Below are 25,254 nucleotides of genomic sequence, written 5' to 3' on the forward strand. Positions count from 1 at the left end.
ATCCTATGCAATTAACTCTGTGGACATATGAAGGACCTCCTCACATTGGAGCAATGCGCATTGCAACTTCAATGACAGATATGCATTATGTTCTGCACTCCCCTCAGGGGGATACCTACGCAGATCTTTTATTTACGATGATTGGACGTTCACGCAAGCGTCCTCCAGTTACCTACACTACTTTTCAGGCAAGAGACTTGGGTGGTGATACAGCGCAATTATTCCAAGACTCCGTGAATGATGCGTATCAGCGTTTTCAACCAAAGGCAATGATTGTTGGTGCCTCATGTACTGCTGAATTGATTCAAGACGATCCAGGTGGTTTGGCAAGAGCATTGAGCCTGCCTATTCCAGTTATTCCTTTGGAATTGCCTTCGTATCAGAAAAAGGAAAACTGGGGAGCATCAGAAACCTTCTATCACATTGTTCGTGGCTTGGTGAGTGTTGATAAATCCATTTCAGCACAGCAGTATCAAGAGAAGCGTGTTGCGAGCAAGCAAGAAGGCCAAAAACCCAGCTGCAATATCTTGGGGCCAACAGCCTTAGGCTTTAGGAATCGTGATGATGTGCAGGAGATTCGCGGCTTACTTGAATCTATGGGCATAGAGGTGAGGGTAGTAGCACCATTAAATGCATCCGTATCTGATCTCGCTAGGATCACAGAAGCCGACTTCAACGTATCGCTTTACCCTGAAATTAGCCAGTTGACTTGTACTTGGCTCACTAAAACTTTCGGTCAGCCATTCACAAAGACTATTCCGATTGGCACCAAGGCAACTAAGGCATTTATTCAAGAGGTGGCACAGCTTGCTAATCTCAATCCTGAAGCTACGCTAGCAGCTCAAGAAGAAAGAGCGCACTGGTATGCCAAGTCAGTTGACTCAACCTATTTAACCGATAAGCGAGTATTCATCTTTGGCGATGCCAGCCATGCCATTGCAGCAGCAAAGGTTGCCGCAGAAGAAATTGGTTTCAAAGTAGTTGGTCTGGGAACTTATAGTCGTGAATTTGCACGTGAAGTCCGTGAAGCTGCAAAAACTTACGATGTTGAAGCGCTGATTACAGATGACTATTTAGAAGTTGAGCAAAAGGTTGCCGAGTTAAGTCCAGACTTAGTTTTGGGAACTCAGATGGAGCGCCACATCGCCAAGAGATTAGGCGTTCCTTGCGCAGTGATTTCAGCTCCAGTACACGTACAAGATTTCCCTGCACGCTACTCTCCTCAAATGGGATTTGAGGGCGCCAATGTTTTATTTGACACCTGGATTCATCCTCTCATGATGGGCTTGGAAGAGCATCTCATCATGATGTTCCGGGATGACTTTGAATTTACTGCTAAAGCAGCTCCATCTCACTTGGGTCACGGAAGCCCTAGTGTAAAAGAGCATGCTCCGGCTGTAGCAAACACTAACAATGCAGTTCCCGCTCAATCAGCCCAAGTCAATGCTGAAGTCTTTAATGGTGGTAATCCAGCCAATCTTTGGGATGCTGCTGCTGAAAAAGAATTGGGAAAGATTCCATTCTTTGTGAGAGGTAAGGCGCGACGTAATACTGAAAAATTTGCAGTAGAGCATGGCATTAGTCAAATTACGATCGAAACTCTCTATGACGCAAAGGCTCACTATGGCAGATAAGCGTATTTCAATGAGAGTCACTATCGTGACTATGGATACGCACTTGGCTAGCGCGACCGAGCGGGCTCGCTATGCTCTCAAAAAGAAAATGCCTGGTCTGGAATTAACAATTCATGCGGCATCAAGTTGGACAGTAGATAGCAAAGCTTTAGCAAGCTGTATTGAGGATATTGAATCAGCCGATATCTTGATTGTGACCATGCTCTTTATGGAAGACCACTTTAAACCAGTGATCGAAGCGCTCAAAGCAAGGCGTGACCATTGTGATGCAATGGTTTGTGCAATGTCAGCAGGCGAGGTGGTGAGTCTAACCCGCATGGGTGGCTTTGACATGGGTAAACCTGCTAGCGGCCTACTTGGTTTGCTTAAGCGACTCAGAGGAAATAAAGAAAAATCTCAAACTGGTGGTGCAGCGCAAATGAGAATGTTGCGTCGTTTGCCAAAAATTTTAAGGTTTATTCCTGGTGGCGCTCAAGATGTCAGAGCCTATTTCTTAACCTTGCAATATTGGTTGGGTGGTTCCGAAGAGAATCTATACCACATGGTCAAGAATTTAGTGAATCGTTACGCTACTGGTGAGCGTGAGGTATTTAAAACTAAAGAGAAGTTAGTTGAGCCAGTAATCTATCCAGACAATGGTATTTATCATCCACGCCTACAGGGTCGCATGAGTGAATCGCTAGCTGATTTACCAAAGCTCGTAAGTGATAAGAAATCCAAAGGCAGAGTAGGTCTTTTATTGTTGAGATCCTACATCTTGGCTGGCAACACTCTTCACTATGATTCAGCAATTGCTGCTCTAGAGGCTCAAGGCCTACAAGTGTTACCGATTTTTGCAGTCGGCCTAGATGCAAGACCGGCGATTGAGCAATTCTTTTTCCAAAACGGAAAAAATACAGTAGATGCTGTGGTTTCCTTGACCGGTTTTTCTCTAGTGGGCGGTCCTGCTTATAACGATGCGAAGGCTGCAGAAGAGGTATTGGCTTCACTGGATGTGCCTTATCTTGCGGCGCAACCTCTTGAGTTCCAAACCTTAAATGATTGGGGTGGTTCAGATCGTGGCTTATTGCCAGTTGAGAACACTCTCATGATCGCGATTCCGGAGTTGGATGGCGCGATTGTCCCAATGGTATTTGGTGGTCGTGCTGGTGAGGCAGATGTACAGTGCACAGGATGTCATAAAGCATGTGTATTTGAAGCCAGTATTAATCGCCACGACATGCACACTTGTGTAGAGCGTACTGCGATGTTGGCGGCACGTGTTAGCAAACTCATTGCATTGCGTAAATCTGAGCGCGCTAATCGTAAGGTGGCTTTAGTAATGTTTAATTTCCCACCAAACGCAGGAAGAGTTGGAACAGCTGCACATTTAAGTGTATTTGAATCTGTCTTCAATACGCTGAAGAGCTTGAAAGCAGAAGGCTATACAGTTGATATTCCTAACTCTTTAGACGAATTCAGGGATCAGATTCTGATCGGAAATGCTAAGCAATTTGGCACAGATGCGAATGTGCATAGCCAAATTAGTACTGATGATCATATTAAGCGCGAGCCTTGGTTAAAAGAGATTGAGGCTCAATGGGGTCCAGCTCCAGGAAAACTCCTGACCAATGGATCATCCATTTTTGTCTTGGGTAAACAATTTGGTAATGTGTTTGTGGCACTTCAGCCTGGCTTTGGCTATGAAGGCGATCCAATGAGATTACTTTATGAAAAGGGATTTGCGCCCACTCATGCATTCTCAGCCTTTTATCGTTATCTAAGAGAAGATTTTGCTGCTTCAGCAGTCTTGCATTTTGGTACGCATGGTGCGCTTGAGTTTATGCCAGGCAAGCAATCTGGTATGTCCGGTTCTTGCTGGCCAGATCGCCTCATTAATGATTTACCTAATTTATATATTTACGCCTCAAACAATCCCTCAGAAGGAGCGATTGCGAAGAGACGTGCTGGTGCAACACTCATCAGTTACTTAACTCCACCCGTTTCTCAGGCAGGTCTGTATCAAGGCTTGTTAGAGCTCAAAGAGGCTGTCGAACATTGGCGTAAAGCAGTACCTAAGGACGATGGCCAAGCTAATACTCAAGTTTGGGATGCTAATGCAGAGGAACTGTTGGATTCTCTCCAAGCACAGGCGGTCGAATTGGAGTTTGTATCTGCTGAGCCGGTATGGAAAACTTTGGATGCAGACACAGTCAATAAAGCAGTGATGCATTTAAGCGAGCAAATCCTGGAATTAGAGTACACATTGATTCCTTATGGCTTGCACATACTGGGCGGCCAAATGAGTGAAGATCAAAGCCTGGATATGTTGATGAGCTATGCGTCTGTTCAGGAAGGGCAGATTCAAGATTTGTCTAGAGAGTCGATGAGTGCACTGATTCACTGCCAAAGTATTGAGCAGCTTGCTAAAGAGCAAAAGCTTACCTTGACGTCTAGCTTGCAAGAGGAGCTAAACCAGGTATTGAATATGTATCGTGACCTACATTCCGATAGCGAAATGCAAGGCATTCTGAAAGCGCTGGAGGGTCGCTATATCCGTCCTGCACCAGGCGGCGATGTACTCAGAAATCCTCAAGTACTTCCTACTGGTAGAAATGTTCACGGCTTTGATCCATTCCGCATTCCTAGTAAGTTTGCGATGAAGGATGGTGAATACCAGGCCAATAAAATTTTAGAAAGATATCAAGCCGATGGAAATCCATTGCCAGAATCGATCGCTATGGTTCTTTGGGGTACTGATAACCTAAAAACAGAGGGCGGCCCAATTGCGCAAATCTTTGCCTTAATGGGCGCACAACCACGTTTTGATAGCTTCGGTAGATTAGCGGGCGCTCAACTTGTGCCGCTAGAAGAGTTAGGTCGTCCACGGATCGATGTGATGGTGTCAATTTCTGGAATCTTCAGAGACCTCATGCCATTGCAAATCAAGATTCTGGCTGAGGCCGCTTATTTAGCGGCAGCGGCTGATGAGACAATTGAGCAGAATTTCATTCGCAAGCATGCTCTTGCTTATCAAGCTAGCAATAACTGTGATCTTGAAACAGCTGCGTTGCGTGTATTTGGTAATGCTGAAAGTGCCTATGGTGCCAACGTCAATATGATGATTGATAACGGCTTGTGGCAAGACGAAAATGAATTAGCAGAAACCTATACCCGTCGTAAAAGCTTTGCTTACGGAAGATCTGGTAGGCCGGTAGTTCAAAGTGAATTATTAAATTCCATTCTTGCGGATGTCGAGTTGACCTATCAAAATCTTGATTCAATTGAATTAGGCGTAACAACCATTGATACCTACTTTGATACCTTAGGTGGCGTGAGTCGTGCTGTACGCCGAGCAAAGGGTGGCAAAGCAGCGCCGGTATATATCGGCGATCAGACTAAGGGCGATGCAGTAGTACGGACCCTAAATGAGCAGGTTTCATTAGAGACTCGCTCACGCATGCTCAATCCTAAATGGTATGAGGGCATGTTGAAGCATGGTTACGAAGGCGTGCGCCAATTAGAGAGTCATCTTACAAATACGGTAGGTTGGTCTGCAACCACCGGGCAAGTCGAGCCTTGGGTATATCAGCACCTTACCCAAACATTCATATTAGATCCAGAAATGCGTGAGCGTTTAATGAGTCTTAACCCTGCATCATCGGCGAAAGTAGCGAGCCGTTTATTAGAAGCATCAGAAAGAAATTATTGGAAGCCAGAGCCATCGGTATTAGAGACATTACGTCGCGTTGCCAATGACTTTGAAGATCGACTTGAAGGTGTATATGAGGGAGTACCTATTTAATGGAAACTGTTAACGTACCAATTTCTTCAATTAATTCTCGAAGTAAGCCATTGGACGGTGAGGGCAGTTTGCAAGTTCACCTTGATCCAAACGAGAAAATTGGCAATGCGAAGGTATTCGCGATTTATGGCAAAGGTGGGATCGGGAAAAGTACAACTTCTTCTAATCTCTCTGCAGCCTTTTCCTTGTTAGGAAAACGGGTTATTCAGATTGGTTGCGATCCGAAGCATGACTCCACCTTTACGCTCACTAAAAAGTTGGTTCCAACAGTGATCGATATTCTAGAGTCGGTTGATTTTCACTCTGAAGAGTTGCGTGTTGAAGATTTCGTTTACGAAGGCTTTAACGGCGTAATGTGCGTTGAGGCTGGTGGCCCTCCAGCAGGAACTGGCTGCGGTGGTTATGTAGTCGGTCAAACTGTAAAGCTCTTAAAAGAGCATCATTTACTAGAAGACACCGACATTGTCATTTTTGATGTGCTAGGTGACGTTGTGTGCGGTGGTTTTGCAGCTCCATTACAGCATGCTGACCGCGCACTGATTGTGGCCGCAAATGACTTTGACTCCATCTTTGCGATGAATCGTATCGTTCAAGCAATTAGCGCAAAGGCAAAAAACTATAACGTTCGCTTAGGCGGTGTGATTGCCAATCGCAGCCAAGATACCGATCAGATCGATAAATTCAATGATCGAGTTGGCCTGAAGAAAATGGCTCATTTCCCTGATCTAGATGCTATTCGTAAGAGCCGTTTAAAGAAATGCACAATATTTGAGATGGAGTCTACGCCTGAAATTGAGGCGGTGAAAGAGGAGTATCTCCGCTTAGCAGCTAGTCTACTTTTAGATGACGATCCTTTGTTGATGGAATCTCTAAAAGACCGTGAAATCTTTGACTTACTAGGATTTGATTAATCATGGATGCTATTTCTTATTTAACTAGACGCAGTAAGTTACAGGACTATTTTGATCGTACTGCTAACGACGCTTGGGCAAAGCTGACATCAGATGCTCCAGTTAGTGGCATTCGGGCTACTGTGAGAGCAGGGCGCGACCAAATGCGTAACAGCATTATTAGTCGATTACCCGAAAATCTCACAGGTAAAAGAGTCCTAGATGCGGGTTGTGGAACTGGTGCTGTAGCGCTTGAGCTTGCTAATAAGGGGGCTTTAGTTACCGCAGTTGATCTGTCGCCTAATCTCATTGAACTTGCAAAAAGCAGAATTCCTGAATCCGATCGCCAGAACATTCAGTTCTATGCTGGCGACATGTTGGATGAGGCTTACGGTGACTTTGATTATGTCATCGGCATGGATTCTATGATTCATTACTGCGCCAAGGATATGCAAGTAGTACTAGAGAAATTATCCTCACGCGTTAGTGAAAAAATTCTCTTTACCTTTGCCCCAAGCACATTGCCGCTTGAGCTCATGATTCGGGTTGGTCGCCTATTTCCAAGAAGAGATAGGGCTCCATTCATTGAGCCTATTAGCCAAACTAGGTTGCATCAAGCAATCAAGGAGTCCCCTTGGTTTGTTGATTGGGAAGTGCCATTTACACATCTAGTTTCAAGTGGGTTTTATAAATCTCAATTGATGGAGTTGCAAAAGAAATCATGATGGGCATGTTCAAGATCGCCAAAGCATGGACGAGGATTAATCCTCGTTATTTGCCTTTTGCCGATGTGGCGACTCCTAGCTTACCTTTGGGGCGCCTGCTCAGACTATCTTTGTTTCAGGTATCTGTTGGTATGGCTACCTCATTACTAGTTGGCACACTCAATCGAGTCATGATTGTTGAGATGAACATAGACGCATGGATAGTGGCCTTAATGGTGGCTTTACCTTTGGTCTTTGCCCCATTTAGAGCCTTGATTGGTCATAAGTCTGATACTCACCGCTCGATATTGGGTTGGAGAAGAGTTCCTTATATCTGGATTGGTACTTGGTTACAGTTTGGCGGGCTTGCCATCATGCCATTTGCCCTCATCTTGTTATCTGGCGATACCCACTGGCCTATCTGGTTCAGTTACCTTGGCAGCACTTTAGCGTTTTTGCTAGTTGGTGCAGGTATGCAAACTACTCAAACTGCTGGTTTGGCCTTAGCAACTGATTTAGCGGATGAGAAAAATAGACCCCGCGTTGTTGCCATGATGTATGTCATGTTGCTAGTGGGTATGGTGTTTAGTGGAATTCTATTCAGTGTATTTTTGAATCCCTTTAGCCCAATGCAATTAATCAGGGTGATACAGGGTGTAGCTATCCTCACTTTATTACTCAATCTTTTTGCTTTGTGGAAGCAAGAAGCTCGGCAGCCAAGAAATACCTCTCCCGAAATTCCTCAGCCTAAATTTACCGAGAGCTGGCATGAGTTCATCAGAAAGCCGAACGTACGTCGGTTTTTAGTCATGCTGGGTCTCGGGACAACCGCCTTTAGCATGCAAGACATTATTTTGGAGCCATATGGCGGTGAGATATTGCAGCTTGATGTTTCTGCAACCAGTTTTTTAACAGCCCTCATTGCATTCGGATCCTTATTGGCTTTTTCACTTTCAGCAAGATGGCTAAGCCGTGGTCACAACGCACACAGAATTGCTGCATTAGGTCTATTGCTGGGTTTAATCGCATTCAGTATGGTGATTTTTTCTGAGCCACTAGGCTCCCCAAATCTATTTAGATTGGGTGCGCTCTTGATTGGCTTTAGTGGAGGCTTATTTGCTGTCAGCACTCTAACCATCGCAATGAGTATGGAACAAGACAATATGAGTGGCATGGTAATAGGTGCTTGGGGCGCCGTTACTGCCACTTGTTCAGGTATTGGTATGTCCTTGGGCGGTGGCATTCGGGATCTCGTAGGTCAATTGGCAACGAGTGGAGCAATTGGCTCCGCCTTAATGAGTCCAGCCATTGGTTATAGCTTTGTTTATCACATTGAGATTTATTTGTTGTTTATTACTTTGATTGCATTAGGTCCTTTAGTTGCAATAAGGACAAGTTTAGGGGTTTCAAAAATCGGTAAGTTTGGCCTAGCTGATTTTCCAGGCTAGTTTTTAAGGAAGGGGAGAAATATGGGTACGGGTGCAATTACACAATATATCGACGTGGCTCAAGTCGTTTTTTATATATTTTTACTTTTCTTTGTTGGATTGATTATCTATCTAACACTAGAAAGTAAGCGCGAAGGATTTCCATTGGAAACCGAGCGTTATGGCCAAGTGCGTTGTGAAGACGGCATTTTAGGTATGCCAAGAGTGAAAAAATTTGTGACGGAGTTTGGTAAAACATATTACGCTCCGCTTCAAACTCCTCCAGAGCCAGAAAAAGTCTCTGCAGTTCCTATTCATCCATGGAATGGCGCGCCTTTATCTCCAGTCGGCAATCCATTGTTGGCAGGTGTTGGTCCTGGCTCCTATGCAAATCGGGCAGATCATGTGGATTATGACTTAGAGGGTCATGCCCGTATTCGACCATTGCGCAAGCTTCCGCATATTGCCATCTCAACCATCGATATCAATCCGATTGGTCTGGATGTTATTGGCGCAGATGGTAATAAAGGCGGCACGGTAACTGACGTATGGGTAGACCATATGGAAATGATGATTCGTTATCTTGAGCTTGATGCAAATGGTAATAAGGTACTGTTACCAATTAACTTTTCACGTATTGGTAAGCATGATATTCAGGTGCAATCGATCTTGTCAGATCAATTTGCACTGGTACCAAAAACCAAGCATCCAGAAGAGGTTACTTTGCTGGAAGAAGAAAAAATCATGGCTTACTTTGGAGCAGGTACTTTGTATGCCACACCTGAGCGTCAGGAGCCATTGGCATGAGTCTCGATATCCATAACAGTCCAGAGCATGAGTTCGAACCTGAGCTAGGTCTTCCAGAAAGATTGCCGCAGGGGGAGCGTATTTTGTGGCAAGGATCGCCTGATACTAAGGCGCTCCTGTTTAGAGTCTTTCATTTCAAAATGTTAGGCATCTATTTTGGTCTGCTATTGGCTTATCGCTTGATAACTGGTTTCAGTGAGGGTGAAGCCTTCACTGAAATTCTGTTTGCCGCCCTCAATATTGTGGCTCTCTCAGGTTTGGGCTTGGGTTTGGTTGCACTCATTGCCTATTTAATGGCTTCAACAGCGATTTATACGATTACCAATAAGCGCGTTGTGATGCGGATTGGAATTGTGCTGAATATGACCTTTAATTTTCCGCTCAAGATGATTGAATCAGCGGATTGTGGTGTCGCCAAGCAGGGCTCTGGCGATATTTATCTCAAGTTAAGCAAGGGCACCAAAATTGCAATTTTCCACTTATGGCCTCACGCAAGACCGGGTAAGTGGACCGTCCCTCAGCCAACCTTTAGAAGTATTAAGAATTGCTCTGAAGTAGCTCAGATCTTGGTAGATGCATGGGCAGCCCAAAATAATGTCATTGCTCGCACAGTACAGAAGAATGAGTCAAAAGAAGTAAATTCAAAGAGTCCTTACTCAGGAATTGAAACAGCATGATTTTGCGTATGAATGCCACTCAGATGCAAAACTATATTGCATTGTTTATTGCTTCATTGTTGATGGCAATCATTCTGTTGATCGCAAATTATGTTCAGTCTGGAAAGTTAGAGCCTCAGGTTGATGCTGCTGTAATTACCAAGAAAACCCTGCACTTTAGAGACCTTCCGAATGGTGCGGTTGGCGTGATTTCTGCGGATAATGGACAAATGATTGCCCAGGTTGAAGGTCAGGCTGGCTTTGTGAGGGGAATTTTGAGAGCATTAGCTCGTGATCGTCGGATTCGTCAGATTTCTAGTGATGATGCGTTTGAATTAGTCAGTCGTTCCGATGGAAGGTTGACCTTGATTGATTTAGCAACAAATAATCGAATTGATTTGGAGTCATTCGGAAAAGATAACGCAGCTGAGTTTGCTGCTTTTTTAACTAGCGCGAGATAACTATGTCAAAGCAAAAGGTTCAATGTCACGTTGATATGTCGAATACCTCTGAGTTTCTATACGCTCACGTAGACTTGAATGGGGTTCAAGTAGGACCGGGAGACGAAGTTCTGGTTCACGACCCTATTACCGATATCTCATTTGGCGAAGTATTGAGTTACGACAGAACCGCCACTGTTTCTAAAGCAGGTATTTTTTCACGTCTTTGGGTGTACCTCACTGCAAGATTAGAGGTCACTATGCTGTATGAGGTAAGTTTCTCGACAACCCGATTTAGTAAGGCTAAGAAATATCCTCGCCCAGCACCTAGTCAAGAAATTGCCCCAATTATTTTGAATGAAGGAGTGAAGGTATGAGTGCAAATGCGCCAACCATGCCAATGGGACGTCCTATTAACGAGTCAACTGACCGGGCCCTTGAAAATACCATTCTGAGTCCGCGCTTTTATACAACTGACTTTGATGAAATGGACCGTTTTGATATCTCCTCTGTGAAGCCAGAGTGGGATCGCTTAATGCAGGAATTTGACCAAGATATTAATCAAGCCCATTTTCAGCGTCCTGAAGATATGTCTAAGGACTACTCGCATCTTCCAGAAGGTCTCTATCAAGAATTCTTAGACTTTTTAATTAGCTCGATTACTTCTGAATTCTCAGGTTGTGTACTTTATTCAGAGATTAAGAAATCCATCAATAATCCAGAACTGAAAAGCCTATTTACCTATATGGCCCGGGATGAGAGTAGACATGCTGGCTTCATCAATCAATGGCTTAAGGATTTTGGTATCGGCGTGGATTTAGGATTTTTAGCGAGAACCAAAAAATATACATTCTTTAAGCCTAAGTTTATTTTTTATGCAACCTATCTTTCTGAGAAGATCGGTTATGCACGCTACATCATGATTTATCGCATTATTCAAAAGAAACCTGAGTTGCGTTTTCACCCGATATTTTTGTGGTTTGAAAAATGGTGCAATGATGAATTCCGTCATGGCGAAGCATTTGCATTGCTAATGCGCTCTAATCCGAAGTTGCTCAGTGGTGTGAATCGTCTGTGGATCCGTTTTTTCCTGATCGCTGTTTACGCAACGATGTATGTTCGCGATCATTCCAGACCAGAATTTCATAAGGCATTAGGCGTTTCTCCAACAGACTATGACCGTCAAGTTCTACAAATCACCTCTGATATTTCTAAGCAAGTATTCCCCTTCACCATTAATCTGGATGATCCAAGAGTTTGGGAAGGCTTTGAAAAACTGAGAAAGATATCGGATGAGGTGGAAGAACTTAAGCAGAGGGGTGGAGTTCTGTCTGCGATTAAGCGTGGTGGATTAGCGGTTGCTGCGGCTACCACCTTCTTGCGTATTTATCTATTGCCAGTCGTTCCAAATGAGCTGCCAACAGATATTCGCTTAGTGCCTGTTTGGTAATTTTTCATGTATTTTTGGATAAGCCCCTTAATCTTTACCATCTTTGTGTGGTGGTTTAGTACGGGCTTTATTCTGAAAATTAATAGCTTGCCAAGACATTACTTTAAGGCAATCTTTGCGCTTTCGATTGGCGTCTTATTGATGGCGTTTTGGGGATTACAAATCTCGAGTCAACAAGCCACGGTTGCAGGAGCCTATTGCTCCTTCACTTGTGCAATTGTGATTTGGGGTTGGCAAGAGCTTGCTTTTTTACTAGGCTACATTACTGGATCAAGACGTTCGGATTGCCCTCATGGCCTGAGTGGAATGAGGCGTGCTTGGTATGCATTCCAAACTATTAATTACCATGAGCTGACTTTGCTCAGTCTCGGTATTGTCTTGTTCTTGATGAATCTAGAAGCCGTCAATCAGACTGGTTTTTGGACTTACATCATCCTCTGGGGAATGCGCCAAAGCACCAAAATCAATATCTTCTTAGGCGTCTTGAATTTCAATGAAGCCTTCTTGCCTCAGCATTTGAAATATCTCATTACTTATTTCAGACGTAAGGCAATGAATTTGCTGATGCCATTCTCTATTTTGGTTTCAGTAGTTTTCTTAGTGCCCATTTGGTCGCATGCAGCATCTGAGTCATCAGTCTATGAGATGACCTCATCAGCATTGCTTGGTACGCTATTGGCGCTTGGATTGTTAGAGCATTTATTCTTGATCATGCCATTTCCTAGTGAGTTGTTGTGGAAGTGGGGTTATAAGAACCATCGTTGAGCAATCAGAATCTATGCGTTCGAATAAAACTATCTATCTAGCCCAGCCGCGCGGCTTTTGTGCGGGAGTAGAGAGGGCCATTCTCATCGTTGAGGAGGCGCTGAAGAAATATGGCGCTCCAATTTATGTCAGACATGAAATTATTCACAATGCTTATGTCGTGAAAGATTTTGAGTCGCGTGGCGTCATCTTCATTAATGAGCTAGATGCGGTGCCTAAGGGCGCAATTCTGATTTTTAGTGCACATGGCGTATCTAAGGCCGTTCGATATGAAGCAGATGAACGCCAATTCCAAGTATTTGATGCCACTTGCCCATTGGTTGCCAAGGTCCATGCAGAAGTCGTCCGTTTAAAAGAACGTGGCTATCAGATCATTATGATTGGACATCGTGGTCACCCAGAAGTTGAGGGCACTATGGGACAGGTTGATTCCTCAATTCATCTGATAGAGCATGTACAAGATGTCGATAAACTTTCTTTTGATGAGAATGAATTAATTGCTTATGTCACTCAAACAACATTATCCGTTGATGAGACACAAGAAATTACTGCTGCCCTGATGAAGAAGTATCCACAGATTCATGCGCCTAAGCGTCAGGATATTTGTTACGCCACTCAGAATCGCCAGGATGCTGTTAAGGCGATGCTTCCCCATGTGGATGTGGTCGTTGTAGTTGGCAGTCAAAATAGCTCCAACTCAAAGCGACTACAAGAATTAGCAAGTAGCATGAATGTCCCGGCGTATTTGGTTGATGATCCAAAGCAGATTCAGGCTGAGTGGTTTCAATCGATGAATAGCGTTGGGGTCACGGCGGGCGCATCTGCACCTGAGGCTTTGACAGCCCAAATAATTGAGGCAATCAACGGTCTTTATCGGGGTTCAGTAGTCCCAATGCTAGGGATTGAGGAAATCGTGAATTTTTCCCTCCCTAAGGGTTTGCTGGAAGCGGCCTAAACCCCCTAAATTCGCCTTTTCCCTTGATATATAAGGGTTTTCACTGGTAAAAATCAGGCTTAAAAGTGTCAAATTTAATTGACACTTTAATATGTCAATGACAAAATCATTTACATGAATCTGCCAGAGCCACGAGCAATTTTGACGCTTTTAAAGCCGATCACTTGGTTTCCGCCAATGTGGGCATTTGCCTGCGGATCTATCACTGGTACTGACAAGATTGCTGAAAATTTGCCAATCTTTTTCCTCGGTTTATTGCTTACTGGGCCTCTTGTGTGTGCTTCCAGTCAGGCGGTAAATGATTGGTACGACAGACATGTTGATGCTATTAATGAACCTAATCGACCCATTCCGTCAGGACGTATTCCTGGTCGATGGGGTCTCTATATCGCAATACTGTGGTCACTGATTTCATTGTGGGTCGGAACTTACTTGGGCCCCATTGGATTTCTGGCTACCTTGCTCGCTTTAGTGTTGGCCTGGTTCTACAGCATGCCACCGATGCGTTTTAAAAATAACGGTTGGTTTGGCAATCTTGCGTGCGGTGTAAGTTATGAAGGTTTAGCTTGGATTACTGGAGCAACTTTACTCTCCGGAGGAGTGCTACCAAGCAAGCCATCACTCTTACTTGCTGGTCTATATAGCGCTAGTGCACATGGAATCATGACCTTGAATGATTTCAAGGCGATTGAAGGTGATCGACAAATGGGTGTGCGATCCTTGCCCGTGCAACTCGGCGCAATGAAAGCGGCCCAAGTATCTGCAGCCTTTATGTTGATCCCACAAGTGATCGTATTGGCTTTACTGCTGATGTGGGGTAAGCCTATCTACGCAATGGTGATTGGTGGATTGATATTAGGACAAATCGTTTTATTAAGAGACTTCCTCAAAAGACCAGTTGAGAAAGCTCTCTTTTATAGCGGCTTTGGCGTTCCAATCTTGGTCTCCGGAATGATGGTGGCCGCATTTGCAGTCAATGGCATGGGGATTGAGTCATGAGTATTGCTATGACACAGTCACTCTATCAGTCATCAACCTTTGGTTGGCTCAGTATTGTGCGTCTTGGCTTAGTGCAAGCATGCATTGGCGCCATAGTCGTGATGACGACCTCCACTTTAAATCGTATCATGGTGGTTGAGTTAGCGCTGCCTGCCAGTCTGCCTGGCTTGTTAGTAGCAATTCATTATTTTGTGCAAGTGATTAGACCGCGGATGGGATTTGAGTCTGATAGCGGAGCCAAAAGAACCCCATGGATTATTGGCGGCGTAGGTTTACTAGCTCTGGGTGGATTTGGTGCAGCTATTGCCACATCACTCATGGGTATTCACTTAATCCTTGGTATTGCAGCAGCAATCGTTGCCTTCTTCTTCATTGGTATCGGCGTGAGTATGAGTGGTACTTCTTTACTAGCGCTGTTGGCAAAGGGTGTTAGCGATGAGAGAAGGGCTGCAGCAGCAACCACTGTATGGCTCATGATGATTTTTGGCTTTGCTCTTACGAGTGGTATTGCAGGTAAATTTCTTGACCCTTACTCGCCAGAGAAAGTCATTCTCATTTCAGGAATCATTTCATCAATAGCGTGTTTTATTACAGTAGTAGCACTCTATAAATTAGAGGGGCGCGAGCTACAAAATACCTCAGCAAGTAACGCTCAAAAGGTGCCTTTCAGAAAGGCGCTAAGCGATATTTTGGCCGATTCCGATACTAAGAAATTCACCATCTTCATTTTCCTATCCATGTTTGCATTTAGTGCACAGGATTTGATTTTGGAACCTTTTGCTGGAATGATTTTTAACTATTCTTTAGGTGAGACAACTAGCCTATCTGGCATTCAGCACTCAGGAGTGCTCACCGGAATGCTATTGGTGGCAGTTTGTGGTTCCAGCAGATTGCGGCCTTACTTTGGGTCCCTGAGATCTTGGATGATCTATGGCTGCCTCGCCTCTGCGCTAGCAATGTTTGGCTTAGTGATTGCTGGAATCTTGGAAGGCAATTGGCCATTAAAGCTGAATGTATTTATTTTGGGATTAGCGAACGGCGCTTTCTCTATCGCTGCCATCGCTTCAATGATGCGTTTAGCAGTTGTGGGTGGAGGCGGAAAAGAGGGCGTCAGGATTGGCCTTTGGGGTGGAGCTCAAGCAATTGCTTTTGGCTTAGGTGGTCTTCTAGGCGCTGGCGCTAGTGATCTTGCGCGATCTATTTTTACAAGCCCTGCATACGCATACGCATCTGTTTTTTTCATTGAAGCAATTCTGTTTGTTGCTTCTGCATATATGGCATCTCAAGTTGAGAGCAAAACTGGTAGTTCTAGTGGAGTGAGGTGAAACATGACAACTGAATTTATTTATGACGCAGTAGTTGTTGGTGGTGGTCCTGCTGGGGCTACTGCGGCTCAAACACTTGCGCAAAAAGGAAAGCAGGTCTTGCTGCTGGATAAGCGTGGGCGTATTAAACCGTGCGGCGGTGCGATTCCTCCGCGTTTAATCAAAGATTTTCAGATTCCAGATGAGTTGCTGGTAGCGAAAGCAAAATCCGCCCGGATGGTATCTCCATTAGGAAAAACAGTGGATATACCTATTGAGAACGGCTTTGTAGGGATGGTCGATCGATCTCACTTTGATGAGTGGTTAAGACAGCGCGCAGTTACTGCAGGAGCGACTCGCGAGGATGGTTTATTTGAGAGTCTCACCAGAGAAGGTCCTTATGCCCGCATTTACTATCGCACACGAGGTGCTCGCGATGGCGATCATGGCAGCTTAAAGAGTGTTTTGGCTAAAGCAGTCATTGGTGCCGATGGCGCTAAATCTCAGGTAGGAAGAAGTGCAGGCGTGCAGGGATGTGCTGAGGCAAATTATGTGTTCGCCTATCACGAGATTATTAAAACCCCACCTAATGCGCCAAATTCTTTTGATGCAAGTCGCTGCGATGTTTTGTATCAAAAGCCAGTTTCCCCTGATTTTTATGGTTGGGTCTTTCCTCATGGCGACACTATCAGCATCGGCACTGGAAGTGCTGATAAAGGCTTTTCTCTGAGAAATGCGGTAGCAAAGTTACGTGCTGATATTGGCTTAGAAGGCGCTGAATTGATTCGGCATGAAGGGGCACCATTACCAATGAAGCCTTTAAAAAAATGGGATGACGGCCAGCAAGTAGTTTTAGCAGGTGATGCTGCTGGAGTAGTTGCTCCAGCATCTGGCGAAGGTATTTATTACGCGATGCTTGGTGGTCAACTGGCTGGTGAAGCTGTTGCTGAATTTGTAGAAAGCAATGATCCAGCAAAACTGAAGTTGGCTCGCAAGCGATTCATGAAAGAGCATCGCATGACCTTTATTGTTTTGGGCATCATGCAATATTTTTGGTACTCGACCGATAAAAGACGTGAGAGTTTCGTCAAGATGTGTGAGGACAAAGACGTTCAAAAACTCACATTTGAGTCTTATATGAACAAAAAGCTCGTTCGCAAGAAGCCAATGGCGCATCTCAAAATCTTTATTAAGGATATGGGGCATCTATTGGGCCTAGCTAAAGTATGACGATGTTTTTTCAACAGAAGTATCTCTGGCTAATTGCAGCTTGGATGGTGACCACTTCAGTCTTGGGTGGCTTGGCCACGAAGTTGGGGCCATGGTACTTTTCCTTGATTCAGCCACCTTGGAAACCACCAGATTGGGCATTTGGTATCGTCTGGACCACTATTTTCATTCTCTCTGCATTAGCATGGATGATTGCTTTCAATGGTGGCGCTAGTCAGTCTCAGAAAAACAAAATCACCATTCTTTTTTGGTTGAATGGCTTTTTCAATGTGCTTTGGAGCGTCCTATATTTCCGGATGCAGCATCCTGATTGGTCATTGATAGAGGCATTTTTCCTATGGGGATCTGTACTCGCCATTATTTTCGTGATGTGGCCAATTCGTAGACTCGCTGCATACCTGATGTTCCCGTACTTAATTTGGGTAACGATTGCCATGTGCCTCAATTGGGAAACACTTGTCCTGAACCCTGGGGCCTACTAAGCATATGCCAAGCATGAAATTGCTCAACCTCGGCGTGAATCATCATACTGCCCCAATTGATATTCGGGAGAGTGTGGCAGTTGCGCCTGAAGTTTTGCAAGATTCTTTAATTGACTTACGTAAGTACTTGCACAGAGAGAATGCAGAGCATCAGCCAGAGGTGGCAATTCTTTCTACCTGTAATCGCATGGAAATCTATTGTGCTGCCAATGATGTTGATTACGAGGATCATCATTTAGAGAGTCGTGCCTTTGAATGGCTGGCTGCTCAGAACAATGTGCATAAAAATGAGCTGCGTCCTTATATTTACTCCGCCAAGGAGAGTGATGCAGTCAAGCATGCTTTCAGAGTAGGTAGTGGCTTGGATTCGATGGTCTTAGGTGAAACTCAAATCCTAGGGCAAATGAAAAAAGCGATTGAGAATGCAAACCAAGTCGGGACTTTAGGAACCTATTTAAAGCCGCTGTTTGATAAGACATTTTCTGTAGCAAAAGTGGTTCGCGGAAATACGCAAATAGGTTCGAATTCTGTTTCAATGGCAGGCGCCTCTATCAAGTTAGTGGAGCGTATCTTTGGACCAATTAGTGAATGCAATGTTTTATTCATTGGCGCCGGTGAGATGATCGGCTTGTGCGCAAATCATTTTGCAGGTAAAAATCCTAAAAAGATTGCGATCTCCAACCGCACCATTGATCGCGGTAGTGAATTAATTCAGACCTTTGCCAGCCAAAATTTACAGACCGAAGTCTTTCCTTTGGCTGAATTGCCTCAACACTTGCATCAATATGATGTGGTGGTCTCCTGTACGGCGAGCTCCTTGCCGATTGTAGGCATGGGAATGGTCAAAACCGCACTAAAAGCCCGGCAGTCTCGCCCGATAGCCCTGATTGATTTGGCGGTGCCAAGAGATTTTGAGCCTGAAATTAAGAGTTTAAAAAATGCTTATCTCTACTCCATCGATGATCTCGGTGAAATCGTCAATGCTGGAAAGGCTAACCGACTTGAATCAATCGGTGAGGCAGAAAAGATTATTGAAAAAGGGGTCATAGAGTTTTATGAAACTCTGGAGAAGAGGGCAGTAGTGCCCATCATTAGGTCAATCCAAGATGTAGGTGAGCAATATCAAAAGATTGAGCTAGAAAAGGCAAGCAGAAGAATTGCAAATGGCGATGATCCGATGGTGGTTCTCTCCCATATGGCTATAGCGCTTGCTAATAAGTTTATGCATGCCCCAATTCATGCTTTGAAGCAGTCTTCTGATGAAAATTTAGAAGAATATAAAAAAATTATTTCCAAAATCTACTCATCGAAGTGAGGTTGCTATGCTAAAAATGACAAACTTCCTTGAGACCATATCAGCCCCCGATGAATTAAGGGGGTTAGAGGTTTCCAAGCTCCCCCAAATTGCTCAAGAACTGCGTAATTTCATATTAACTTCTGTTTCGGGCACTGGCGGACATCTCTCATCAAACCTGGGAACAGTGGAATTAGCGTTAGCGCTTCACTACGTATTTGATACGCCTTATGATCGCCTGGTCTGGGATGTAGGTCATCAAAGTTATGCCCATAAAATATTGACGGGTCGCCGAGAGGCAATGTCGGGACTGCGCCAGTTTGACGGTATTTCAGGTTTTCCTAAGAGAAGTGAGAGTGAGTACGATGCATTTGGTACGGCTCACTCATCTACTAGTATTTCAGCTGCTTTGGGTATGGCAGTAGCGGCAAAAAATAAAAATGAGCAGCGCAATGTCGTAGCCATTATTGGTGATGGGGCGATGAGTGCCGGCATGGCATTTGAGGCCATGAATAATGCTGGCGTCAATAAAAAAGTTCCCCTCATTGTGATCCTTAATGATAACGAGATGTCGATTTCCCCGGCGGTGGGAGCATTGAATCGCTATTTGGTGAAATTAATTTCTGGCTCTATGTACGCTGCTACGAAGAGAGGGTTAGATAAAGTTCTTTCTGTAGCTCCGCCGATTCGTGAGTTTGCCAAAAGACTTGAGGGCCATACAAAGGGCATGTTGGGGCCAGCAACGATTTTTGAAGAGTTTGGGTTTGATTACTACGGTCCTATTGATGGACATAATTTGAATGTTTTGGTATCTACACTAGAAAATATTAAGGTTCTTGCTCAAACAGAAGGGCCACAGTTTCTTCATGTCATTACCAAAAAGGGCAAGGGCTACACGCTAGCAGAGGCCGATCCTATTGCTTATCATGGCCCAAGCCCATTTGATCCAATCGTCGGTATACAAGCTAAGCCTGCTAGCAAAAAAACCTACACTCAGGTTTTTGGAGAGTGGCTATGCGATATGGGTGAGGCAGATGAGCGATTAATGGCCATTACCCCTGCGATGCGTGAAGGCTCCGGATTGGTGGAATTTGAAAAGCGCTTTCCTGAGCGATATTTTGATGTAGGCATTGCAGAGCAACACGCTGTGACATTCGCAGCGGGCATTGCTTGTGAAGGATTAAAGCCGGTCGTTGCTATTTACTCGACTTTTTTACAGCGAGGTTACGATCAACTAATCCACGATGTCACTCTGCAAAACTTACCAGTAGTATTTGCAATTGATCGTGCTGGCATGGTTGGCGCAGACGGCGCAACGCATGCAGGCGCATTTGATGTCGCCTTTTTGCGTTGCTTGCCTAATTTAGTTCTCATGACACCATCCAATGAGCAAGAGTGCCGAGCAATGCTCACAACCGGCTTTGAGCATGATGGTCCTGCGGCTGTCCGCTATCCCCGCGGATCTGGCATCGGACTTGAGACTTCTGGCCAAGCATTAGAGTCTTTGCCAATTGGTAAGGGCCTCGTTGTCAGGTCAATATCTGAACAACTTCTCCCTCAGAAAAAGATTGCCTTTATTTGCTTTGGGCCGCTGCTTTATAACGCTCTATCAGTTGCAAAAGAGATCAATGCAACCGTTGTTGATATGCGTTTCGTGAAGCCTTTGGATGAGGGTTTACTGTGTGATATCGCCCGTACTCACGATGCCTTAGTGTTTGTTGAAGACAGTGCTGTGAAGGGCGGAGCAGGTAGCGCCTGCCTTGAGGTCCTGGCCGATCAAAATATTCAAATTGAATCTTTACAAATGGGCTTGCCCGATGAGTATGTTGAACATGGCGATGTCAATTTCTTATTAGATCTCTATGGGCTCTCATCCGAAAAAATGAAGCAAAGAGTTGCAGCTCGATTCCTCTAAGAGTTAATCGACAATGGAGTCCATTGAGATTGCCCCATTTCGCGAGTTGTGTACTGACTGCGGAGTATCTAGAACAAAACAACCAAAGCGTTGTGCCACTGCTTGTCAATTTATTCAACCAAATTACCCACAATTTGAGATCTCGACACATGGCAGAGTTCGCAATGCTGGAGACTCAGATGAAGTCTTTTTTGGTACTTATCTACAGATGTATAGGGCCCGATTAAATCAACCTTTAGAAGGTGCTCAGTGGACTGGAATTATTACTCGATTATGTGAGCTATTGTTAGAGCGGGGCCTTGTGGATGCGGTGATCACGATGGCATCCGATCCAGAGGATAAATGGCGACCTCAACCAGTGATTATTAATCGCGCTCAGGATATGAAGCTTTGTAGGGGAATGAAAATGGGTTACGCACCCATTGTTCAATACCTCGAACAAGCCAAAGAGCTGGGTCACCAAAGGGTTGCGATGGTTGGCATACCGTGCCAGGTTTACGCCGCCAGAGCGCTTGAGAAAGAATTGGGCTTTGAAAAATTATTCATTATTGGCTCACCTTGCTCGGACAACACAACCACAGAAAATTTTCACCATTTTTTAGGCTTGCTATCTCAGAAGCCAGAAGAAATCACTTACTTAGAATTTAGAGCCGATTACCACGTCGAGTTACGTTTTGCAGATGGACGTATTCAGGAGATTCCTTTTTTGAAGCTGCCACTTTCAGATTTGCCAGGTGATTTTTTCCCGACCACTTGTAAGACCTGTGTTGACTACGTCAATTCGCTTTCGGATATTACGGTTGGGTATATGGCCGGCACAGGAGAGCAGTGGTTAATTGTACGGAATGCGCGCGGCCAGGAACTTGCCAAGTTATTGGGCCTGGAAATCCATCTTGAAGCTTTGCAGTCAGCCGGAAACCGCTTGGGACCAGTAAAAGGCTTTATGAAGAATGTCGAGTTGGCTGCTGGAGGCTTACCCCTGCAACGAATGCCTAACTTTATGAGAAGTATTTTTGCCTGGGTGATGCCGAGATTTGGACCTCGTGGTCTGGAGTTTGCAAAAGCGAGAGTTGAAATGAAGGCTATTGAGTCCGTCATTCATTTGCGTAATATTGCGCCGCACAAAATTAAGAATATGGTGCCAAGTCATGTTTGGCAAGTTGTCCGGAAGTACGGATTAGAACCTAGAAACGATGAAATCAAGGACTCTAGGGAAAGCACCTACAGTTAAGTGTTTGTGAATTTCTCAGAAAGAATTTATAACGTAAGGATTCTAATTAATAGGCTCTTAGGCAGCCACGGTAATTTTCAAAAGTCTTTTTGAGACCGTGACTTGATCTGGTGATGTTCATGAATTTATCTAGGCTGGTGAGCATTGCAGGGTTTATAAAGAAATCCAAGCGGGATGACTTTAAGTTGGACCAACAACAGTCATCAAAGACATCAGATAGGATGTGGGAAGATTGCCTGGTATCTAATGCGCCATCGCAGACAACTTTTAAAAAAGAGCAAGATATCCACCCGCTTGAAAAAGCTTGTACAGAAAGTGAGTATCTCGAGTCCCTAGTCAAAACGATTGAGGGCAACATACTGCCCCATATCATTGAGCAGCATCTTGAGTCTTCCATTCCTGAGGATTTGCAAGCAAAGGCAATTGCCGATGAAAAAATTATTGCTGAGTTAACTGCTTTAGTCCTCCAGGAGGATGCGCGTGCCTCCGTTAATTTCGTAAAAGAGATTCATGCCTCAGGAACAAGCTTAGAAGATATTTATTTGCTCTTGCTAACCCCAGTTGCTCGAAAGCTCGGGGAAATGTGGGAGGAGGATGAATCCAGTTTTACAGATGTGACCATAGGACTTTGGCGTATTAAGCAGTTGATGTATGACTTAAGTCCGATATTCCAACAGTATGCTGAGCAAAATAAAACGGGCTCTAGCATTATGTTGGTACCGTTGCCTGGCTCTCAGCACAACTTAGGCCTGTTTATGGTTTCTGAATTCTTTGCCAAAGCTGGATGGCGAATTTGGGGCGAGTTGGCTGCGACAGAAGAAGAAATTATTCAGATGGCTGCCAATGAATGGTTTGATGTTGTAGGTTTATCAGCCAGCGTTCGGGAGCAATTTCCGCAACTCAAAGAGTTGATTAAGAGCATCAAAGCTAAATCAAAGAATCCCAATGTAGGTGTCATCATAGGCAGCCCAGTATTTAATCAATTTCCTGAGCTCATCGATGATCTCGGCGCAGATATGGTGGGAATGGATGCTGAGGATGCGCTGGAGAAAGCCACTTTTTACGTTGAGCGATTGCGCTAGTTCAAAATCTTAATATGTCTCGTGCGCATCGAATAGTGATTGTAGGTGGTGGGGCAGGTGGGCTTGAATTAGCCACCAAGTTGGGCGATAGCTATAGTGCCGATAAGATAGCCGTCACCCTAGTTGATAAAAATAGAACGCATATCTGGAAACCAAAGCTGCATGAAGTAGCAGCGGGATCGATGGATCTTGCCGATCAAGAGCTAGATTACATTGCTCAAGCCCATTGGCACCATTTCAGGTTTCGATTGGGTGAGCTAGTTGGCATCGATAGGGAAAAGAAAGAAATTCAGGTAGCGCCCTATATAGATGAGTCGGGTGAGTTGGTTACACCTACCCAAGCCATTCCTTATGACACACTAGTCATTTCAATTGGTAGCCTCACCAATGACTTTGGAACTCGGGGTGTTGAGCAATATGCTCAAAGACTAGAGTCCTTGGGCGACGCTAAACGTTTTCATCTTCGCCTAGTGAATGCTTGCCTAAGGGCCCAAGCTCAAACTAGCGCATTAGCCCCGCATCAATTAAAGGTTGCGATTATTGGAGCAGGAGCTACTGGCGTTGAGCTTGCGGCCGAGCTGCATCGCACAACGCGCGCCATCATTTCTTTCGGAATGGATAGAGTTGATCCTGAAAAAGATCTGAAAGTAGTCCTCATCGAAGCCGCTCCTAAAATCTTGCCAGCCCTTTCAGAGCGGATCTCGCTTGCGGCAGAGAAACTATTGACTGATCTTGGCGTGAAGGTAATGACAAATGCCAAGGTGCAACAAGTTCAAGCAGATAAGGTAGTGCTTGCCGATGGTCAGGAGATACCAGCTGAGCTGATTGTTTGGGCTGCAGGAGTGAAGGCCCCCGATTTTCTAAAAGGTATAGGCGGCTTAGAGACTAATCACGTCAATCAGCTTTTAGTCTTACCAACATTGCAAACTACTTTAGATGAAAATATTTTTGCTATTGGCGACTGTGCTGCATGCCCTTGGCCTGAGGCAAATAATGGCAAGGGAGGTATTGTGCCGCCGCGGGCCCAAGCAGCCCATCAACAGGCATCGCACCTCTATAAACAAATCAACCGAATTATTCATCATCAACCCCTAAAACCTTATCAGTATCGAGATTTTGGCTCCTTGGTTTCGCTTGGGGAGTACAGCAGCGTGGGGAGCATGATGGGCGGTCTCATTGGCGGAAGTCTGATGGTTGAGGGATTATTCGCCAAATTGATGTATATCAGCCTCTACAAGCTACATCAGTTAGCTTTGCATGGTTGGTTTAAGGTTTTTCTAGACACCCTAAGTCGATTGATTCATCGTAGAACACATTCAATTGTAAAATTGCACTAGTCAGCCTTGTGCACTTTTGTTTTCCCCCATTGAATTTGAGATATCTGTTGTAAATGTTGGAGCTACGCCAAACCGCCCTTGAAATATTAGTTATCACAGATCCGAAAACGAAGGTTTCTCGGGTTCAGAAACTATTTGATGATTATGATCAACAGCACATTGCTCTGGATGTTTCTGCTGCTTTAAATTCAAAAGATCTCATGCTTCCTGGGCGCCCGCAAAAGCCGGAGTTAGTTCCTCCATTAACCGTCCCCAAAAGAAAGATGGATACCGTTGAAGGCAGGCTGTCTTTGCTGCACTCACTGGCCCACATTGAATTTAATGCGATGAATCTTGCGCTGGATGCAATCTGGCGATTTCCTGATATGCCAACGCAATACTACGCAGATTGGCTGAAGGTCGCAAAGGAAGAGGCTTACCACTTTAGTTTGATAGAAGATCATTTGCAATCTGTCGGTGTTGCTTACGGTGATTTTCCTGCGCACAATAGTTTGTGGGAGATGGTTGAGAGGACTGCAGATGCAGTCATTGCCAGAATGGCTTTGGTCCCTAGGACTATGGAGGCCAGAGGCTTGGATGCGGTGCCTGCTATTCGTGATCGCTTTAAACAAGTTAAGGATGCTCAAGTTGTTGAGATTTTAGAAATTATCCTAAGAGATGAAGTGGGGCATGTGTTGATTGGCAATCAATGGTTTAATTTCTTATGCGTCAAGGACGGGCTATCGCCAATCAAAGCCTATAAAGATTTAGCTAAAGCCTATCGTGCTCCTGCATTAAGGGGGCCATTTAATTTAGAGGCTCGCAAGGAAGCAGGATTTACTACTGAAGAATTAAGTCTACTTGGAACATAATTAGAAAACGTCTGGAG

At 44.6% G+C, this 25,254-nt stretch carries 22 protein-coding genes; all 22 read left to right on the forward strand.

Features of this window, described 5'->3' with window-relative positions; genetic code table 11:
- Window positions 1-5 precede the first annotated feature (5 nt).
- The 22 genes from bchB (at window position 6) to ICN13_RS02325 (ending at window position 25,237) form a co-directional block, all read left to right on the forward strand.
- Window positions 6-1,634: a ferredoxin:protochlorophyllide reductase (ATP-dependent) subunit B gene (gene bchB / locus ICN13_RS02220; RefSeq protein WP_216138766.1), complete on the forward strand. Its 1,629-nt coding sequence runs from the start codon at window positions 6-8 to the stop codon at window positions 1,632-1,634.
- Entirely contained in the window at window positions 1,573-5,418 is a 3,846-nt protein-coding gene (locus ICN13_RS02225; protein ID WP_255534000.1) for a magnesium chelatase subunit H, read from the forward strand. Before bchB ends, ICN13_RS02225 begins: the two co-directional genes overlap by 62 nt.
- Window positions 5,418-6,329 carry a ferredoxin:protochlorophyllide reductase (ATP-dependent) iron-sulfur ATP-binding protein gene (gene bchL / locus ICN13_RS02230; RefSeq protein ID WP_216138767.1) on the forward strand — a complete coding sequence of 304 codons (912 nt, stop codon included), beginning with the start codon at window positions 5,418-5,420 and terminating at the stop codon, window positions 6,327-6,329. The genes ICN13_RS02225 and bchL overlap by 1 nt, the downstream gene beginning before the upstream one ends.
- A gap of 2 nt (window positions 6,330-6,331) precedes the next feature.
- Window positions 6,332-7,033, forward strand: coding sequence for a magnesium protoporphyrin IX methyltransferase (gene bchM / locus ICN13_RS02235; RefSeq protein ID WP_216138768.1), 702 nt, complete (start codon window positions 6,332-6,334; stop codon window positions 7,031-7,033).
- Window positions 7,034-7,038: 5 nt separating this feature from the next.
- Entirely contained in the window at window positions 7,039-8,460 is a 1,422-nt protein-coding gene (locus ICN13_RS02240; protein ID WP_255534001.1) for a BCD family MFS transporter, read from the forward strand.
- Window positions 8,461-8,481: 21 nt separating this feature from the next.
- A complete protein-coding gene (puhA, locus tag ICN13_RS02245) occupies window positions 8,482-9,246 on the forward strand; it encodes a photosynthetic reaction center subunit H (RefSeq protein WP_216138770.1) in 765 nt (254 codons plus the stop codon).
- Entirely contained in the window at window positions 9,243-9,923 is a 681-nt protein-coding gene (puhB, locus tag ICN13_RS02250; RefSeq protein WP_216138771.1) for a photosynthetic complex putative assembly protein PuhB, read from the forward strand. The genes puhA and puhB overlap by 4 nt, the downstream gene beginning before the upstream one ends.
- The gene (puhC, locus tag ICN13_RS02255) at window positions 9,920-10,363 is read left to right on the forward strand and encodes a photosynthetic complex assembly protein PuhC (protein ID WP_216138772.1); all 444 of its coding nucleotides are present in this window, start codon (window positions 9,920-9,922) and stop codon (window positions 10,361-10,363) included. The genes puhB and puhC overlap by 4 nt, the downstream gene beginning before the upstream one ends.
- 2 nt (window positions 10,364-10,365) lie before the next feature.
- Window positions 10,366-10,719, forward strand: a complete 354-nt coding sequence (locus ICN13_RS02260) for a hypothetical protein (protein ID WP_201721486.1) — start codon at window positions 10,366-10,368, stop codon at window positions 10,717-10,719.
- Window positions 10,716-11,792: a magnesium-protoporphyrin IX monomethyl ester (oxidative) cyclase gene (gene acsF / locus ICN13_RS02265; RefSeq protein WP_216138773.1), complete on the forward strand. Its 1,077-nt coding sequence runs from the start codon at window positions 10,716-10,718 to the stop codon at window positions 11,790-11,792. Before ICN13_RS02260 ends, acsF begins: the two co-directional genes overlap by 4 nt.
- 6 nt (window positions 11,793-11,798) lie before the next feature.
- A complete protein-coding gene (puhE, locus tag ICN13_RS02270) occupies window positions 11,799-12,557 on the forward strand; it encodes a putative photosynthetic complex assembly protein PuhE (protein ID WP_216138774.1) in 759 nt (252 codons plus the stop codon).
- A gap of 13 nt (window positions 12,558-12,570) precedes the next feature.
- Entirely contained in the window at window positions 12,571-13,512 is a 942-nt protein-coding gene (ispH, locus tag ICN13_RS02275) for a 4-hydroxy-3-methylbut-2-enyl diphosphate reductase (protein ID WP_216138775.1), read from the forward strand.
- A 114-nt stretch (window positions 13,513-13,626) separates the two neighbouring features.
- On the forward strand, window positions 13,627-14,511 hold the full coding sequence (gene chlG / locus ICN13_RS02280; protein WP_216138776.1) for a chlorophyll synthase ChlG: 885 nt from the start codon (window positions 13,627-13,629) through the stop codon (window positions 14,509-14,511).
- An 8-nt stretch (window positions 14,512-14,519) separates the two neighbouring features.
- Entirely contained in the window at window positions 14,520-15,836 is a 1,317-nt protein-coding gene (locus tag ICN13_RS02285; RefSeq protein ID WP_216138777.1) for a BCD family MFS transporter, read from the forward strand.
- Window positions 15,837-15,839: 3 nt separating this feature from the next.
- Window positions 15,840-17,045, forward strand: coding sequence for a geranylgeranyl diphosphate reductase (locus tag ICN13_RS02290; RefSeq protein WP_216138778.1), 1,206 nt, complete (start codon window positions 15,840-15,842; stop codon window positions 17,043-17,045).
- A complete protein-coding gene (locus tag ICN13_RS02295; RefSeq protein ID WP_216138779.1) occupies window positions 17,042-17,527 on the forward strand; it encodes a TspO/MBR family protein in 486 nt (161 codons plus the stop codon). The genes ICN13_RS02290 and ICN13_RS02295 overlap by 4 nt, the downstream gene beginning before the upstream one ends.
- Before the next feature lie 13 nt (window positions 17,528-17,540).
- The gene (hemA, locus tag ICN13_RS02300; protein WP_216139265.1) at window positions 17,541-18,842 is read left to right on the forward strand and encodes a glutamyl-tRNA reductase; all 1,302 of its coding nucleotides are present in this window, start codon (window positions 17,541-17,543) and stop codon (window positions 18,840-18,842) included.
- Between the two features lie 16 nt (window positions 18,843-18,858).
- Window positions 18,859-20,736, forward strand: coding sequence for a 1-deoxy-D-xylulose-5-phosphate synthase (gene dxs / locus ICN13_RS02305; RefSeq protein ID WP_216139266.1), 1,878 nt, complete (start codon window positions 18,859-18,861; stop codon window positions 20,734-20,736).
- A gap of 13 nt (window positions 20,737-20,749) precedes the next feature.
- Window positions 20,750-21,967 (forward strand): Coenzyme F420 hydrogenase/dehydrogenase, beta subunit C-terminal domain, encoded by a 1,218-nt coding sequence (locus ICN13_RS02310; protein WP_216138780.1) that lies wholly within the window; start codon window positions 20,750-20,752, stop codon window positions 21,965-21,967.
- 113 nt (window positions 21,968-22,080) lie between these two features.
- The gene (locus ICN13_RS02315) at window positions 22,081-23,049 is read left to right on the forward strand and encodes a B12-binding domain-containing protein (protein WP_216138781.1); all 969 of its coding nucleotides are present in this window, start codon (window positions 22,081-22,083) and stop codon (window positions 23,047-23,049) included.
- 14 nt (window positions 23,050-23,063) lie between these two features.
- Window positions 23,064-24,386, forward strand: coding sequence for an NAD(P)/FAD-dependent oxidoreductase (locus ICN13_RS02320; protein ID WP_216138782.1), 1,323 nt, complete (start codon window positions 23,064-23,066; stop codon window positions 24,384-24,386).
- Between the two features lie 53 nt (window positions 24,387-24,439).
- Window positions 24,440-25,237 carry a ferritin-like domain-containing protein gene (locus ICN13_RS02325; RefSeq protein WP_216138783.1) on the forward strand — a complete coding sequence of 266 codons (798 nt, stop codon included), beginning with the start codon at window positions 24,440-24,442 and terminating at the stop codon, window positions 25,235-25,237.
- Window positions 25,238-25,254 lie beyond the last annotated feature (17 nt).

It is taken from the genome of Polynucleobacter sp. MWH-Berg-3C6 (assembly GCF_018881855.1).
Classification (GTDB): Bacteria; Pseudomonadota; Gammaproteobacteria; order Burkholderiales; family Burkholderiaceae; genus Polynucleobacter.